We start from the raw sequence: 15,779 nt of genomic DNA, 5'->3' as shown, positions 1-15,779 counted from the left end.
TACCCACCGGTCACCGGCTTAGTAAAACGCAGCATCGCATCGCGCTTACCGTCGGTGTCGCCAAACATGCTCAGCAGCTGCTGTTCAATGTTATGCAGACGCGCACAGTACGCGCAGAAGTATAGGCCGTGGGTACCGCTCGCGGTGCCATAAGGCAGACTCTGACGCACAATTTTCAGCCCTTTGCCGTCTTCTTTCAGGTCAACGCGGGTCAGGTGAGAGGTTTCCGGGCGATCGTCGCCGTCGATCTCTTCGTTGGCTTCTTTGGTGCGGCCAATCATCATTTCCTGATCCGGTACGCTCATGCGGTTAAGCTGCTTGAGGTTGTGCTCCCAGCGTTGAACAAAGACGTAGCTGCCGCCCGCATCAACACCGTCTTTAATCACGGCAACTTCACGGCGCGTTTCTTCGCCCGCCGGGTTCTCGGTGCCATCAACGAAACCACTCAGGTCACGCTCTTCAACCCAGCGGAAACCGTGCACTTCTTCCTGCACGTCCAGGGCATCACCGAACGCCGCCAGTGCAGCCTGAGCAACGGAGAAGTTTACGTCGTGGCGCAGCGACAGAATGTGGATCAACACATCAAACTGCGTGGAGGGTGCAAGTCCTTTACCGTACGGAGGGAAGTCTTTCAGCTCTTCTGCACCTACGCCGCCGCTCAGCTCGCGCCAGGTGTCGTGACCAAACGCCACCACTGCGCCTAAATGCGCATCCGGGAATTTATCCTGAAACGCCGCCAGCTTTTCGGCAAAAATTTTGCTACCGGCACGCAGGGCGCTAACGTCCCCTTTAACATTGGCTTCAATCCAAATCGCCGCGCGGCAATGTTCCGGCAAAATGCCGCTCTGAACCTGAGACATCGCTCCTCCTGAAAATAAAATGCCACGACGTCGTGGCATATAAAAACCTCACACATTGTACCCGCTTTTGACATCTACGGGCTATCTGGCGTCAAATTTAGCGACGCCAGATGATTTTCTTCAGCGTCCAGTTTTTCAAGGTATCGTCCGGCGGCATCAAACCATGCGGCCCCTGCCAGTCGCCCGAGAACTGGTAGCTGATGTGCTCGCTGCCTTTGGCCTTACACTCGACGACGTTGCTGTCGTCTCCCGTTGTCGCCTGACAGTTGCCAAAGGCTTTATCGTAAATTTTATTGAACGGAGTGCCGACCTTCACGTCATCTGCGGCTTCAATACTGTCATCAAGAACATCAATGCGGCTAACGGTGCCGCTATCGCCGTTAATCACCAGCGCCAGCTTATCGCCGCGCAGCGCTTCAAAGTAATGAACGATGTTACCGTCGTGCGCCTTCATCCCGCTACGCAGACGATAGCTGCTACCAAGCGCATCGCTAATCGCCTGTTCGTTCAGCGCGGTGGACCCATTAAGGCCGCCCACGCCCTGCTCCGTCACACCGGCGGAGGAACCAAACCAGTTCCACGGATAGGCGGCAGACCAGTTCACCGACGACAACGTTGAACAGCCGGTCAGCGCCAGAGGGAGGGCACACAAGAGTAAACGCAGCGATTTCATTGATACTTCCTATATATTCAAGTCAGGCCTATTGGAGTCCAGTAAACACAAAAAGTGCCGTCTATTCTGCGACATCCGTAAAACAGGCGTGTAAACGCCGGTTGGTGATAAGCCACCATAAGGCAAAAATATCGAGTAAAAACAGGCTTAATCCCACGCCGGAAAGCGCTTCACCGCCCAGCCACATCCACGGCTGCCAGAGCAGTAAAATCAGCTGGGCGAGGATCAGGACCGGGCGCAGCCATTTCCATAGGCGCGGATAAAGATGCCGCCGCCCGCTTAGCAAAAAGGCCAGAACCGCCGGCACGCCGGGAAGCAGCCCAATCCAGAAAAGGCTATGGTCGGGATAAAACAGATTCAGCAGCGCATCGCCCTGATTGCGCGATGCGCCCGCCATCAGGAAAAGTACCCACGTCCGCGCCTGCAACAGTAGCAGACACCAGAACAGAAAAGGCAGGCGCAGACGGCCCTGTGGGTCGTAATCGGCGGGCGAAAACTCAGTACTCTTCATCTTCTATCAGGCGCTTACCTAAACTTTGTGCGTCGGCATGTTCATAGCCTAAACGTTCGTACATACCAAGCACCACGTCGTTTTCTTCACGAACCATGATCTGGATTTTCGGGCAACCGCGGGCAATCAACTTTTTCTCCAGGCGATTCAGCAGCGCATTGGCGATGCCGCGGCCACGGTATTCCGGGTGCACGCCCAGGTAGTACGCAGAGCCGCGGTGGCCATCGTAGCCGCCCATAATGGTGCCGACCACTTCACCGTTAACTTCCGCGACAAGAAACAGACTCACGTCATGGTTAACCTTGCGCTCGATGTCCATCTCCGGATCGTTCCACGGGCGCAACAGATCGCAGCGCTCCCACAGGGTGATGACTTCTTCAAAGTCCGACTGGCGAAAAACGCGTATCTCCATGGTATTGCCCGCCTTTTCAGGTTTAAAAACAGTGATTATGGCGTGAACGGGCAATTTAGCCAATATCTGACGCGGCACAGTGAAAAAAATGGCATAATACGGTACAGACACGTATTGAAATGAAAAGTAAAACAATTCTCATCACGAACAGTCGTAACGAAATTCGCGATACGATATAACATATGGATTCTTGTTTTTACAACTCAGGCCGGAATGAGCACTTTTAAACCCTTAAAAATACTGACTTCGCGCCGCCAGGTGCTAAAAGCCGGACTGGCTGCACTCACGCTGTCGGGGATCGCCTCTCAGGCAGTCGCTAAAGAGACCAATTTAAAAACCAGCAACGGTCACAGCAAACCGGCGAAGAAATCGTCGGGCAGACGCTTAGTGATGCTGGACCCAGGCCACGGCGGTATTGATACCGGCGCCATTGGGCATAACGGTTCGAAAGAGAAACACGTGGTGCTGGCGATTGCCAAAAACGTCCGCGCAATTTTGCAGAAGAACGGTATCGATGCCAAATTGACCCGCTCGGGCGACACCTTTATTCCGCTCTACGACAGGGTCGAAATTGCCCATCAGCACGGCGCGGATCTGTTTATGTCGATTCACGCGGACGGCTTTACTAACCCTTCAGCGGCGGGCGCATCGGTGTTTGCCCTTTCTAACCGTGGGGCCAGTAGCGCTATGGCAAAATACCTGTCGGACAAAGAGAACGCCGCCGATGAACTCGCCGGTAAAAAGGCCAAGGATAAAGACCACCTGCTCCAGCAGGTGCTGTTTGACCTCGTTCAGACCGACACCATTAAAAACAGCCTGACGCTCGGCTCGCACGTGCTGAAGAAAATTAAGCCGGTGCACAAGCTGCACAGTCGCAGTACAGAACAGGCCGCATTTGTGGTGCTGAAGTCGCCGTCCATTCCTTCAGTGCTGGTGGAAACCTCGTTTATCACCAACCCAGGAGAAGAGAAGCTGCTGGGTACCGCCGCGTTCAGGCAGAAAATTGCCGATGCGATTGCTTCCGGCATCATCAGCTACTTCCACTGGTTTGATAACCAGAAAGCCCACGCGAAGAGACGTTAATGACCATCAACGTACAGCAGGTGAAAGCCTTTCTGCTCAAGCTGCAGGACGATATCTGCCAGCAGCTTGAGCGCGTAGATGGCGGCACCTTTATTGAAGATAGCTGGCAGCGTGAAGCTGGCGGCGGCGGTCGCAGCCGAGTTCTGCGCGATGGCAGCGTCTTTGAACAGGCCGGGGTGAACTTCTCCCACGTCCATGGCGATGCGATGCCCGCATCAGCAACGGCACATCGCCCTGAACTTGCCGGGCGCAGTTTTGAAGCCATGGGCGTGTCGCTGGTGGTACACCCGCGCAACCCGTACGTGCCGACAAGCCACGCTAACGTCCGCTTCTTTATCGCCGAAAAACCGGGCGCTGAGCCGGTATGGTGGTTTGGCGGCGGCTTCGATTTAACGCCCTACTACGGTTTTCAGGAAGATGCGGTGCACTGGCACACTGTCGCCCGAGACCTGTGTCTGCCGTTTGGCGAGGATGTCTATCCGCGCTATAAAAAGTGGTGCGATGATTATTTTCATCTCAAGCACCGCAACGAGCAGCGCGGCATTGGCGGCTTGTTCTTTGACGACCTGAATACGCCTGATTTCGACCACTGCTTTGGCTTTATGCAAGCGGTAGGGAAAGGCTTCACCGATGCCTACCTGCCAATTGTTGAACGACGAAAAGCGATGGCGTACGGCGAACGTGAGCGCGATTTCCAACTCTATCGTCGCGGGCGCTACGTGGAGTTTAATCTGGTGTGGGACCGCGGCACGCTGTTCGGCCTACAAACCGGCGGGCGCACGGAGTCGATTTTGATGTCGATGCCGCCGCTGGTACGCTGGGAGTATAACTACCAGCCGGAAGAAGGCAGCCCGGAAGCCGCCTTAAGCGAATTTATCAAAGTGAAAGACTGGCTCCTGTAGCCGGGCCAAGCGAAGCGCCGCCGGGATTAGCTCGGTGCCATTCCCGGGGTCGGCGTGAACGCCTCCCCGGGCTACATTGTTACAGCGGCTGGGTCTGCGCTTCGACTACCGCCAGCGCCACCATGTTAACGATGCGGCGGACGGAAGCAATCGGCGTCAGGATATGTACCGGCTTCGATACCCCCATCAGCACTGGCCCCACGGTTACCCCTTCAGAACTGGATACGCGCAGCAGGTTGTAGCTGATACGCGCCGCTTCCATATTTGGCATCACCAGGATATTCGCAGAGCCTTTCAGCGGGCTGTCCGGCATACGGTCATTACGGATGCTTTCCACCAGCGCAGCATCGCCGTGCATCTCACCGTCAATCATCAGCTCAGGCGCACGTGCCTTCACCAGCTCCAGCGCATCGCGCATTTTGCTGGCTGATGGGCAATCGGACGAGCCAAAGTTAGAGTGTGACAGTAGCGCCACGCGTGGTTCGATACCAAAACGACGCACGCTTTCCGCCGCCATCAGGGTGATTTCAGCAATCTGTTCTGGCGTTGGGTCGTTGTTGACGTAGGTATCAGCAATAAAGGTGTTACCGCTTGGCAGCAGCAGCGCATTCATTGCGCCCGCGGTGTGAACGCCGTCGCGGTAGCCAAACAGCGGCTGTACGGCGCTGAAGTGCTCATGGTAGTCACCGATGGTGCCGCAGATCATGCCGTCAGCTTCGCCGCGCAGCACCATAATGGAGCCAATCGCGGTGGTGTTGCTGCGCATTTCACGCTGTGCCTGCTCCTGGGTAATCCCACGGCGCTTCATCAAGCTATAGTATTCCTGCCAGTACTCTTTAAAGCGCGGGTCGGACTCGTTGTTGACGATTTCAAAGTCCACGCCGGCTTTAATCTGCAGGCCCAGTTTCTGCAAACGCATTTCAATGACGCTTGGGCGGCCAATCAGAATCGGCTTCGCCAGACCGAGCGTAATCAGCTCCTGCGTCGCGTGCAGCACGCGATTGTCTTCCCCTTCCGCCAGTACAATCCGCTTCGGCTCTTTACGGGCCTGGGAGAAAATCGGCTTCATGAACAGGTTAGTTTTGTAGACGAACTCGCTCAGTTTTTCGATATACGCATCGAAATCGGCAATCGGGCGCTTCGCCACGCCGGAATCCATCGCCGCTTTCGCTACCGCAGGAGCGATCTTAACGATCAGACGCGGATCGAACGGCTTAGGAATAATATATTCCGGGCCAAAGCTCAGGTCCTGGTCACCGTAGGCGGAGGCTACCACTTCGCTCTGCTCGGCGTGCGCCAGTTCCGCAATCGCGTGGACTGCCGCCAGCTTCATCTCTTCGTTAATCGCCGTTGCGCCAACGTCCAGCGCACCGCGGAAGATGAACGGGAAGCACAGCACGTTGTTCACCTGGTTCGGGTAGTCAGAACGGCCGGTACAGATAATGGCATCCGGACGCACTTCTTTCGCCAGCGGCGGCAGAATTTCTGGCTCGGGGTTAGCCAGCGCCAGAATCATCGGCGCGCGTGCCATCTTTTTGACCATCTCCTGGGTCAGCACTTTCGGGCCGGAGCAGCCAAGGAAGATATCCGCATCAGCAATCACGTCGTCGAGACTGCGTTTACCGTCATCCTTCACCGCGTAAGCGGCTTTGGTTTCCGCCATATTGGGCTCGCGGCCTTCGTAAATCACGCCCTTCGAGTCGCAGACCACGATATTGTGTTTCTGCATCCCCAGCGCCACCAGCAGGTTCATACAGGCAATCGCCGCCGCGCCCGCGCCGGAAACCACCATGCGCACGTCGGAGATATTTTTCTCTACCACGCGCAGGCCGTTGAGGATAGCCGCGGTGCTGATGATAGCCGTACCGTGCTGATCGTCATGGAACACAGGAATGTTCATACGCTCGCGCAGCTTCTGCTCAATGTAGAAACATTCCGGTGCTTTGATATCTTCCAGGTTGATGCCGCCGAAAGTCGGCTCCAGCGCAGCAACCACGTCGATAAATTTGTCAGGGTTAGTTTCGTCCACCTCGATGTCGAAAACATCAATACCGGCGAACTTCTTGAACAAAACGCCCTTGCCTTCCATCACCGGTTTACCGGCAAGCGCGCCGATATTCCCCAACCCGAGTACCGCGGTGCCGTTTGACACCACCGCGACCAGGTTGCCGCGCGCCGTATATTTGTACGCCGCCAGCGGGTCTTTTTCGATTTCCAGGCACGGGGCCGCTACGCCCGGAGAGTAGGCCAGCGCAAGGTCGCGCTGCGTTGCCAGCGGCTTAGTCGGAGAGACTTGAATTTTTCCTGGGATAGGGAATTCATGGAAATCGAGGGCACTTTGTTTTAATTGGTCGTCCATTTGGGGTTCCTTTCACGTATCGAACTAAAAGGGTGAAGCGCAATTACGTTCCTGATGCACTCCCGAAGGAAGCGCCTAGTATCGCCTTTGACAGCCCGGTAAACTTTGAAGGCCGCCATACTCTTGCGAACACGCCTTGATTTGTTATTGATTTATTGTCTATATGTTACCAATTATCGATAGCAAGATCATGATATCCATCTATGCTTTTTCGTTATGCCAGCTATAACCAAAAAGTTATGGTTTTAATCCAGCCGTCCTTCAAGCCCTGCCTTTATCAGCTCGTCCACCGCATAACGAATTTTCGGCAGCATCTGACGATTTTTCGGCCAGATGGCGCTGATAGGCATTTCGCCACCGGCGGTTTCGGCCAGGACTTCGACCAGCGCCCCCGACGCCAATGATTCCGCCACCAGCCAGCGTGGAAGCTGCGATAGCCCACAGCCCGCAAGCGTTGCGGCAAGCATCGCGTCGCCGTCGGCCATCTCAAAAGTGGGCGGCGGCGTGAAACGCGTTATCTTTCCGTCCGCCGATTTGATAAGCCAGGATAGAGGCTGATTGCGCCGAAAACCGACCACGCAGCGATGACGCGCGAGAGCATCGACACACTGTGGCTCCCCGAACGCCTTGAGATACGCGGGAGCCGCACAGATAACCAGCTTCTGCGTCGTTAGCCTTCTGGCCACCAGCCCGCTGCTGTCAGCCAGCTCACCGATCCGCACCACCAAATCGATCCCCTCTTCAATCAGATCGACAAAGCGTTCGCTAAAGGTCACCGTCAGCGACAGTTCAGGGTAGCGCTGGGTAATCGCCAGCAGGATGGGAAGAATACGTTGCCGACCGAAGGCCGACGGCAGGTCAACCCGAAGCCTGCCCGCCGGGTGAATGACGTGGGCGGTGAGCTCCGCTTCTGCCTGCTCAAGGATATCAATGGCCTGCTGGCAGCGGGAGAGGAAGGCTTCCCCATCCGGCGTCAGGCTCAAACGGCGGGTGGAACGCAGGAACAACGTCAGCCCCAGGCGCGCTTCCAGACGGCTCACGCTCTTGCCTACAGCCGATTTAGTCAGCCCCAGCAGCTCTGCGGCGGCGGTAAAGCTTCCATGCTGCGCGGTCGTTACAAAAGCAGTAATACCGCCAAGATTATCGGTTTTTCGCATCGTTGTTCATCCATTGGGTTGCCATCGCTATGCTTTAGCGTATTGGAGAATTTATGTCTACAAAGAAGCAACTCAACCCCTATTTATCGCCCAAATAAAATCAATCATAGTATGCAGCGTGATGACGAACCACCATCATGTGGCAAAGCAGGCCTGTTAAGCCATCATCCTAAATAGTTAAATTAATCATTGAGTTGATAAGCTGGAGAACACGATGACAACGGCAAACGGTTTTAAACACGTCGGTCTGCTGACGAAAAAAACAACGCAGAGTTTTGAAGAGTTTGTGGCCCACTGGCAGGCGGTACACAGCAAAATTGCCCTCGAACTGCCGGGGCTACGTGGCTATGTGTTGAATCCTATCGACCGCCGGGTCTACCCCGACTCGCCGATCGACGGATTTTCTGAACTGTGGTTTGATTCACTAGAGGATGCGATGGCTGCCTTTGCTTCTCCGGTAGGCCAGAAGGCGTTTGACGACATACCCAACTTTGCCGCCAACGTGGCCGTTACCTATATTACGGAAATCAGAAAACGTTAACCGGAGACCCACTGCGTCGCCCACGCGTCGGCGCTTTGCCAGTTATCGCACTCTGGCTGCGCGGCGTAGCGCACCAGGCGGAAACGCTGGCCGTCAAAACGCCAGCGCGTCTGCACGCCGCAGTCGCCCAGCCCGCGGGCCTTATCCAACGTCACCAGTTCCCGCGAGTTCTCATTGAAAGTCAGATTGACCAACTCGATATCGCGGCTGTCGCTGCCAGCGGGCAGGAACGGCAAACGAAGACGAATGGGCGTGGTGATAAAGGGTTTCTTGCGCGACACCAGCCAGGCGAGATAGATGGTGTTATAAGCACCTGATTCACAGCTGGTCATTATCAATGCTTTATCATCGCTTAATGCCGTCACCCAGACTTCGCGGCGGCCAGGATCCAGTGAGCACTGATTATTGTTCATACGCCAGGTGCCGAAATCGAGCAGGTCGTTGTATTCGTCGTGGCTGAGCGGCGTCGGAGCAGGAATTGCTTTCACCGCCGACTTCAACGCCGGTGCGGGCGGTACGCTCATCGGCGGCTCATCGCCTTTGCGCACCCATGCCGTTTCGTTGCCTACGCGTTTTTGCTGGGCATCGATAAACAGCAGCGCTGCCTTCAGCCCTTTTAGCGACATCACCTGAACGCCCTTCACCAGCGTGATGGCATCGGCATCCTGAATTTGCTGTAAGAAGGCATCAATGGTGACGCTATCGCCGGTGGTCAGTAGCTTAGGCTGCACCTTCCAGTGCTCGCCGGTGAGCTTAAGCGGTTGACTATCAAGCAGCAGCCGCGGCTCTATCGCCGGTACGGCCGCTACCGGGTTGACCAGGCCACCCAGCTCAATGCGGAGCTGGGCATCGGTGTGCGCCCCGGCGCTGCGACTGAGCGTCATGACCAGACCATGGTGTAACCCCACGTTGCGCGCTACGCAGAAATTCTGGTTATTACAGGTGACTAACCAATCAGAGAAAAGCTGCTGCGCCGGGGCCGCCCACGTCAACGACGTCGGGAGCAACCCGATGCAGAAGAAAAAGAGGAGAACGTGGTAACGCATGGACGGTACAACCCCAGAAGAAAAAAACATCAATATACTGGGGGGTATCTTCACTAGCGAAGCGGCGAGTCTCAATCAGAATTATCGGATTGAGCATTGTCCTTTATTGCGCCATAAGGCCTGAACTTTGCAGATACTGAAGTAAAATCACCGTCTTACCGTCGCAAATTTCGCCACTACGAATCATCTCAATTGCCTGAGCGAACGGCAATTCCAACACATCAATGTCTTCATCCTCCACCCCACCACCGTTATTTTGTCGCAGACGCTCATCGTATTCGGCAATGAAGAAGTGAACTATCTCGGTAACGCCTCCCGGTGACATATAAAGCTGGAAGACCTTACGCACGTTGCTCACCTGGTAGCCGGTCTCTTCAATCGCCTCTTTGCGGATGCAGGCTTCCGGCTCATCATCGTCCAGCAGCCCCGCGCAGGTTTCGATTAGCATTCCGTCGAGGTTACCGTTAACCCAGGTGGCGACACGGAATTGACGCACCAGTACCACGCTCTGTTTCTGGCGGTTATACAGCAACACCGTCGCGCCGTTGCCACGGTCATAGACTTCACGTTTGTGCTGGACCACATCGCCGTTTCGCTGGGTTAAATCGTAGGTGATATTGCGCAGGATAAAGTAGTTATCGGAGAGGATTTTATCTTTGATGACGGTAATATTCAGGGACATGCGGGCTCCACGGCGTAATACGGATAAGACATATTACGCCGCCGAGCCCGGCTATCGTCAATGCGCTGGAGTGATTTTTACCCCAAGCCAGTCGAGAATACCCTGCGCGGCGTGCCGCCCTTCCGCCATCGCCGTCACCACCAAATCCGCGCCACGCACAGCGTCACCGCCGGCGAAAATCTGTGGATTGCTGGTCTGGTAGCGGTAAGGCGAATTGACGTTGGCGCGGATACGCCCCCAGTCATCCACATCGACACCCTTGGCATTGAGCCACGGCATACTGTGCGGATGGAAGCCAAAGGCCATGATCACCGCATCCGCGGGCATCACAAACTCGCTGCCTGGTATTGGCATTGGACGTCGGCGGCCCTGAGCATCCGGCTCGCCAAGCTGGGTACGCAGCAGGCGAATACCACACACGTGGCCTTTCTCATCCAGTTCAAGGGTCACCGGCTGAACGTTAAATTCAAACTCGGCCCCCTCTTCTTTGGCATTTTTGACCTCTTTTTTCGACCCCGGCATGTTGGCTTCGTCACGTCGATAGGCACAGGTCACTTTTTGCGCGCCGTGGCGCAGTGCGGTGCGCACGCAGTCCATCGCCGTGTCGCCGCCACCGAGCACCACCACGTTCAACCCTTTGGTATTGATATAGGGTTCGTCAGGTAGCTCACTGATGCCCATCACGTTTTTGGTGTTGGCTATCAGGAACGGCAAGGCGTCGTAAACGCCCGGCGCGTCTTCATTCGGCAGGTCGGCCTTCATCGAGCGATAGGTCCCAACGCCGACAAACACCGCGTCGTAATCAGCAAGCAGCGTCTCCAGGGCGATATCTTTACCCACCTCGCAGTTCAGCTCAAAGCGAATGCCCATCTCAGTGAAAATTTCACGCCGACGCGCCATCAGCGATTTATCCAGCTTGAAGGAAGGAATGCCGAAGGTCAGCAGGCCGCCAATTTCCGGGTGGCGGTCAAACACTACCGCCTCTACCCCCTGACGCACCAGAATATCGGCGCACGCCAGCCCCGCCGGGCCAGCACCGATAATCGCCACTCGTTTGCCGCTGCTGGCAACGTTACCGACGGTAGGCCGCCAGCCTTTAGCCAGCGCGCGATCAGAGATATAGCGTTCGATATTGCCGATAGTCACCGCACCATGTTCATCACGAATGGTGCAGGCTCCTTCGCAGAGTCGATCCTGCGGGCAGACGCGGCCGGTGATTTCCGGCAGTGGGTTAGTCTGATGCGACAGTTCTACCGCCGCGTCGATATCACCAGCGTTCACCCGTTCAATCCATTGCGGAATATGGTTGTGCAGCGGGCAGGTCCATTCGCAGATGCTGTGCTCGCCGCACGTCAGGCAGCGTGAGGAAGCCTGCTGCGCCTGCGCTTCTTTTAGCGGCAGATAGATTTCCGCAAAGCCGGTTTTGCGGGCCTCAATGTTGAGCTTATCGGCCTCACCGCGTGTCGGCGTTTGTGCCATCTGCTCGACTTTACTGCGCTTCACTTCCGGCGCAACGGCGCGGCTGTCGCTATGCCACGGCTGCGCTTCCCGGCACGCGGTCTGTAGGCGACGATTTTTAGCAATATCGGTAAGCTGCTGACTGGTCATCAGTTGAAGTGCATCCGCCGGGCAGTTTTCCACGCACGCCGGACCCGCCGCGCGCTCATGGCACAGATCGCATTTGTGGGCGCTCGCTTTTACGCGCCCCTCTGCAGTTGGCGTCAGCACGATCTGCATGGTGCCAAACGGGCATGCAACGACGCAGGATTTGCAGCCGATACATTTCGCCTGATCGACCAGAATGGCATCATCACTCTGACGAATCGCGCCGTTCGGGCAGCTACGAGCGCAAGGGGCATCCTCACAGTGATGGCAGGTTGCCGCCCCTCGCTGATTATTCATCTTCACGGTGGTAATACGTGGAATAAACTGAGCAGGAGTTAACACATGCTGTTCATTGTTATGCGACATCACGCAGGCTACTTCACACGCCTTGCATCCAATGCATTTTTGGCTATCTACCCTAATAAAACGGTTCATACATTCTCAGCCTATGGTCCAAATTAACCTTATATTTATAAGTCCTATTTATTAGCCGAGTACTTATCCCCCAGGCAATGTCCATTTGCCCAGAAACGGGGACTATTTATCAGTATGATGTGGCAGATCAAAAAATTTCAGCTTCAATGAAATTACGTTTCAGGTCGTGAGGCCAATAGCGTAAGGATGTGCAAACCGTTTCAGAAAAGCGGAATGATAATTTACATTATCTCCTTTTTTTCTCCACGATTGCTGAGAGCCTTACGGCTACAGTGTTTCACGCAATTCAGTACATAAAAAAATGAACAACATGAGGTTCTGATCCTGATGGCGAATTTCTTTATTGATCGCCCCATTTTTGCCTGGGTGCTGGCAATCCTTTTGTGCCTCACAGGGGCCCTGGCGATATTTTCATTACCCGTTGAGCAATACCCTGACCTGGCACCGCCTAACGTGCGTGTGACCGCTAACTATCCTGGTGCCTCCGCGCAAACGCTGGAGAACACCGTCACGCAGGTTATCGAGCAGAATATGACCGGTATCGATAACCTGATGTACATGTCTTCCCAAAGCAGCGCCACCGGGCAGGCGACGATTACCTTAAGCTTCGTCGCCGGGACCGATCCTGATGAAGCGGTGCAGCAGGTGCAAAACCAGCTACAAACCGCCATGAACAAGCTGCCGCAGGCGGTGCAAACCCAGGGCGTTACGGTGCGAAAAACCGGGGATACCAACATCCTGACCATCGCCTTCGTCTCCACCGACGGCAGCATGGATAAGCAGGATATTTCCGACTACGTCGCCAGTAACGTTCAGGACCCTATCAGCCGCGTTGATGGCGTGGGTGATATCGACGCCTACGGCTCGCAGTATTCGATGCGTATCTGGCTGGATCCGGCCAAACTGAACAGCTATCAGATGACCACCGCGGACGTGACGAATGCCATTAAATCGCAGAACGCCCAGATTGCGGTCGGCCAGCTTGGTGGCACACCGTCTATCGACAAGCAGGCGCTGAACGCCACGATTAACGCCCAATCTTTGCTGCAAACGCCGCAGCAGTTCCGCGACATTACGCTTCGCGTCAACCAGGACGGTTCAGAGGTGACGTTGGGCGATGTCGCCACCGTGGAAATGGGTGCCGAAAAGTATGACTACCTCAGCCGTTATAACCGCAACCCGGCCTCCGGCTTAGGGATTAAACTCGCCTCCGGTGCCAACGAAATGGCCACCGCCGAGCGGGTTATCCAGCGTCTGGACGAATTGAAACAGTACTTCCCGCACGGGCTGGAATATAAAGTCGCCTACGAGACCACTTCGTTCGTGAAAGCCTCCATCAAGGATGTGGTAAAAACGCTGCTCGAAGCCATCCTGCTGGTGTTCCTGGTGATGTACCTGTTCCTGCAGAACTTCCGCGCCACGCTGATTCCCACTATTGCCGTACCGGTCGTATTGATGGGCACCTTCGCCATTCTCTACGCCTGCGGATACAGCATAAATACCCTGACGATGTTCGCGATGGTGCTCGCCATCGGCCTGCTGGTGGATGATGCCATCGTGGTGGTTGAGAACGTCGAGCGAATAATGAGTACCGAAGGGCTCACGCCGCGGCAGGCGACGCGCAAATCGATGGGGCAAATTCAGGGCGCGCTGGTGGGCATCGCCATGGTGCTGTCGGCGGTCTTTATTCCGATGGCCTTCTTCGGCGGCACCACCGGGGCAATCTATCGCCAGTTCTCCATTACCATTGTTTCGGCGATGGTGCTGTCGGTGCTGGTGGCGATGATTCTGACCCCGGCGCTATGCGCGACGATCCTCAAGCCTATTCATAAAGGGGAAGTGCACGGCACTAAAGGCTTCTTCGGTTGGTTCAACCGCCACTTTGATGCCAGCGCCCGCCGCTATGAGTCGGGCGTGGCCAGAATTCTCCATCGCAGCGTGCGCTGGATGCTGATTTACGTGCTGCTGCTGGGCGGTATGGTGTTCCTGTTCCTGCGCCTGCCTTCGTCATTCCTGCCGCTGGAAGACCGCGGTATGTTCACCACCTCGGTACAGCTGCCGAGCGGTTCAACCCAACAGCAGACGCTGAAGGTAGTTGAACAAGTTGAAGATTATTTCTTCAAAAACGAGAAAGACAACGTCACGTCCATCTTTGCCACCATCGGCTCCGGCCCCGGCGGTAACGGTCAAAACGTCGCACGCATGTTCGTGCGCCTGAAAGACTGGGACGAACGTGACAGCAAAACCGGCACCGCGTTTGCCATTATTGAACGCGCCACCAAAGCGCTGAATAAAATCAAAGAGGCCCGTGTCTACGCCAGCAGCCCGCCGGCCATTAGCGGCCTCGGGAGCTCTGCCGGTTTCGATATGGAGCTGCAGGATCACGCCGGTGCCGGACACGATGCGCTGATGGCTGCCCGTGACAAACTGCTGGAGCTGGCGGGCAACAATCCAGAGTTGACGCGCGTACGCCACAACGGTCTGGACGATAGCCCACAGCTGCAGGTCGATATCGATCAGCGTAAAGCACAGGCGCTGGGCGTTTCTATCGATGATATCAACGACACGCTGCAAACCGCGTGGGGTTCAAGCTACGTGAACGACTTTATGGATCGCGGTCGCGTGAAGAAAGTGTACGTTCAGGCCGCCGCAAAATACCGCATGCTGCCGGAAGATATGAATCTGTGGTACGTGCGCAATAATTCCGGGCAGATGGTGCCGTTCTCCGCCTTTGCCACTTCACGCTGGGAGACTGGTTCCCCGCGTCTGGAGCGCTACAACGGTTACTCGGCGGTTGAAATTATTGGTGAAGCCGCGCCGGGCGTCAGTACCGGTACCGCCATGGACGTGATGCAAAACCTGGTGCAGCAGTTGCCAACCGGCTTCGGCCTTGAGTGGACGGCAATGTCCTATCAGGAACGGCTGTCGGGCGCACAGGCTCCGGCGCTGTATGCTATCTCGCTGCTGGTTGTCTTCCTCTGTCTGGCAGCGTTGTATGAAAGCTGGTCCGTGCCCTTCTCGGTCATGCTAGTGGTTCCGCTGGGGGTTATCGGTGCGCTGCTGGCGACCTGGATGCGCGGGTTGGAAAATGACGTGTACTTCCAGGTGGGTCTGCTGACGGTCATCGGGCTATCGGCGAAAAACGCTATTCTGATCGTCGAGTTTGCCAACGATCTGAACCAGAAAGGGGAAGATCTGATGACCGCTACGCTTGAAGCCTGTCGCCAGCGTCTGCGCCCGATCTTAATGACCTCACTGGCCTTTATCTTCGGCGTGCTGCCAATGGCCCTCACCACCGGTGCAGGCTCCGGCGGCCAGCATGCCGTGGGCACCGGCGTGGTTGGTGGGATGATTTCGGCAACCATTCTGGCCATTTTCTTCGTACCGCTGTTCTTTGTACTGGTACGTCGACGCTTCCCGCTGAAAGAGAAGCCAGAGTAAATTGCTACAAAATCGTTCAGGCTGTTTCAGCCAGCCTGAACGCGAAAGCCAGAAACAGAAAAGGCGACATTT

At 55.7% G+C, this 15,779-nt stretch carries 13 protein-coding genes; 4 read left to right on the top strand and 9 right to left on the bottom strand.

All coding sequences use genetic code 11. The features are described from left to right. The 4 genes from GKAS_RS01270 to GKAS_RS01255 form a co-directional block, all read right to left on the bottom strand. Positions 1–860 (bottom strand): Dyp-type peroxidase (locus GKAS_RS01270; protein WP_035891515.1); only part of this gene is annotated, 860 nt, incomplete at its 3' end. A 97-nt stretch (positions 861–957) separates the two neighbouring features. After that, a complete protein-coding gene (locus GKAS_RS01265) occupies positions 958–1,533 on the bottom strand; it encodes an RpoE-regulated lipoprotein (RefSeq protein ID WP_035891513.1) in 576 nt (191 codons plus the stop codon). A gap of 61 nt (positions 1,534–1,594) precedes the next feature. Further along, positions 1,595–2,044 carry a DUF2919 domain-containing protein gene (locus GKAS_RS01260; protein ID WP_035891510.1) on the bottom strand — a complete coding sequence of 150 codons (450 nt, stop codon included), beginning with the start codon at positions 2,042–2,044 and terminating at the stop codon, positions 1,595–1,597. Continuing rightward, positions 2,031–2,456 (bottom strand): GNAT family acetyltransferase, encoded by a 426-nt coding sequence (locus GKAS_RS01255; protein WP_035891508.1) that lies wholly within the window; start codon positions 2,454–2,456, stop codon positions 2,031–2,033. Before GKAS_RS01255 ends, GKAS_RS01260 begins: the two co-directional genes overlap by 14 nt. Positions 2,457–2,669: 213 nt before the next feature. Here GKAS_RS01255 and amiA point away from each other — a divergent pair, with 213 nt between their 5' ends. Then, the gene (gene amiA, locus GKAS_RS01250) at positions 2,670–3,539 is read left to right on the top strand and encodes an N-acetylmuramoyl-L-alanine amidase AmiA (RefSeq protein ID WP_035891505.1); all 870 of its coding nucleotides are present in this window, start codon (positions 2,670–2,672) and stop codon (positions 3,537–3,539) included. Then, positions 3,539–4,441, top strand: a complete 903-nt coding sequence (gene hemF, locus GKAS_RS01245; RefSeq protein ID WP_035891503.1) for an oxygen-dependent coproporphyrinogen oxidase — start codon at positions 3,539–3,541, stop codon at positions 4,439–4,441. The genes amiA and hemF overlap by 1 nt, the downstream gene beginning before the upstream one ends. Positions 4,442–4,520: 79 nt before the next feature. On the opposite strand, the gene maeB is transcribed toward hemF, so the two are convergent. Together maeB and GKAS_RS01235 are read right to left on the bottom strand one after the other, a co-directional pair. After that, the gene (gene maeB, locus GKAS_RS01240; protein ID WP_035891502.1) at positions 4,521–6,800 is read right to left on the bottom strand and encodes an NADP-dependent oxaloacetate-decarboxylating malate dehydrogenase; all 2,280 of its coding nucleotides are present in this window, start codon (positions 6,798–6,800) and stop codon (positions 4,521–4,523) included. A 245-nt stretch (positions 6,801–7,045) separates the two neighbouring features. After that, positions 7,046–7,957, bottom strand: coding sequence for a LysR family transcriptional regulator (locus tag GKAS_RS01235; RefSeq protein WP_035891500.1), 912 nt, complete (start codon positions 7,955–7,957; stop codon positions 7,046–7,048). A 214-nt stretch (positions 7,958–8,171) separates the two neighbouring features. Between GKAS_RS01235 and GKAS_RS01230 the strand changes: the two genes are divergently transcribed. Further along, on the top strand, positions 8,172–8,498 hold the full coding sequence (locus tag GKAS_RS01230) for an EthD family reductase (RefSeq protein ID WP_035891498.1): 327 nt from the start codon (positions 8,172–8,174) through the stop codon (positions 8,496–8,498). On the opposite strand, the gene GKAS_RS01225 is transcribed toward GKAS_RS01230, so the two are convergent. From GKAS_RS01225 to aegA, 3 genes are all read right to left on the bottom strand, one after another. Beyond that, the gene (locus tag GKAS_RS01225) at positions 8,495–9,544 is read right to left on the bottom strand and encodes a DUF1176 domain-containing protein (protein WP_035891495.1); all 1,050 of its coding nucleotides are present in this window, start codon (positions 9,542–9,544) and stop codon (positions 8,495–8,497) included. The genes GKAS_RS01230 and GKAS_RS01225 overlap by 4 nt on opposite strands. A 103-nt stretch (positions 9,545–9,647) precedes the next feature. After that, positions 9,648–10,226, bottom strand: coding sequence for a GDP-mannose pyrophosphatase NudK (gene nudK, locus GKAS_RS01220; protein ID WP_035891494.1), 579 nt, complete (start codon positions 10,224–10,226; stop codon positions 9,648–9,650). Between the two features lie 57 nt (positions 10,227–10,283). Then, positions 10,284–12,266 carry a formate-dependent uric acid utilization protein AegA gene (aegA, locus tag GKAS_RS01215; protein ID WP_035891492.1) on the bottom strand — a complete coding sequence of 661 codons (1,983 nt, stop codon included), beginning with the start codon at positions 12,264–12,266 and terminating at the stop codon, positions 10,284–10,286. Positions 12,267–12,593: 327 nt separating this feature from the next. Here aegA and acrD point away from each other — a divergent pair, with 327 nt between their 5' ends. After that, complete coding sequence (gene acrD, locus GKAS_RS01210) at positions 12,594–15,707, top strand: multidrug efflux RND transporter permease AcrD (protein WP_035891490.1); 3,114 nt, start codon at positions 12,594–12,596, stop codon at positions 15,705–15,707. Positions 15,708–15,779: the final 72 nt, after the last annotated feature.

It is taken from the genome of Kluyvera ascorbata ATCC 33433 (assembly GCF_000735365.1).
Taxonomy (GTDB): domain Bacteria; phylum Pseudomonadota; class Gammaproteobacteria; order Enterobacterales; family Enterobacteriaceae; genus Kluyvera; species Kluyvera ascorbata.
The sequence above is the reverse complement of the archived record's forward strand: the minus strand, read 5'-3'. Positions and strand labels throughout refer to the sequence as shown.

Excerpts from the sequence above, each read along its gene's own strand:
- GKAS_RS01265 (WP_035891513.1), bottom strand. The coding sequence starts at position 1,533 with ATGAAATCGCTGCGTTTACTCTTGTGTGCCCTCCCTCTGGCGCTGACC.
- GKAS_RS01260 (WP_035891510.1), bottom strand. The coding sequence starts at position 2,044 with ATGAAGAGTACTGAGTTTTCGCCCGCCGATTACGACCCACAGGGCCGT.
- GKAS_RS01255 (WP_035891508.1), bottom strand. The coding sequence starts at position 2,456 with ATGGAGATACGCGTTTTTCGCCAGTCGGACTTTGAAGAAGTCATCACC.
- amiA (WP_035891505.1), top strand. The coding sequence starts at position 2,670 with ATGAGCACTTTTAAACCCTTAAAAATACTGACTTCGCGCCGCCAGGTG.
- hemF (WP_035891503.1), top strand. The coding sequence starts at position 3,539 with ATGACCATCAACGTACAGCAGGTGAAAGCCTTTCTGCTCAAGCTGCAG.
- maeB (WP_035891502.1), bottom strand. The coding sequence starts at position 6,800 with ATGGACGACCAATTAAAACAAAGTGCCCTCGATTTCCATGAATTCCCT.
- GKAS_RS01235 (WP_035891500.1), bottom strand. The coding sequence starts at position 7,957 with ATGCGAAAAACCGATAATCTTGGCGGTATTACTGCTTTTGTAACGACC.
- GKAS_RS01230 (WP_035891498.1), top strand. The coding sequence starts at position 8,172 with ATGACAACGGCAAACGGTTTTAAACACGTCGGTCTGCTGACGAAAAAA.
- GKAS_RS01225 (WP_035891495.1), bottom strand. The coding sequence starts at position 9,544 with ATGCGTTACCACGTTCTCCTCTTTTTCTTCTGCATCGGGTTGCTCCCG.
- nudK (WP_035891494.1), bottom strand. The coding sequence starts at position 10,226 with ATGTCCCTGAATATTACCGTCATCAAAGATAAAATCCTCTCCGATAAC.
- aegA (WP_035891492.1), bottom strand. The coding sequence starts at position 12,266 with ATGAACCGTTTTATTAGGGTAGATAGCCAAAAATGCATTGGATGCAAG.
- acrD (WP_035891490.1), top strand. The coding sequence starts at position 12,594 with ATGGCGAATTTCTTTATTGATCGCCCCATTTTTGCCTGGGTGCTGGCA.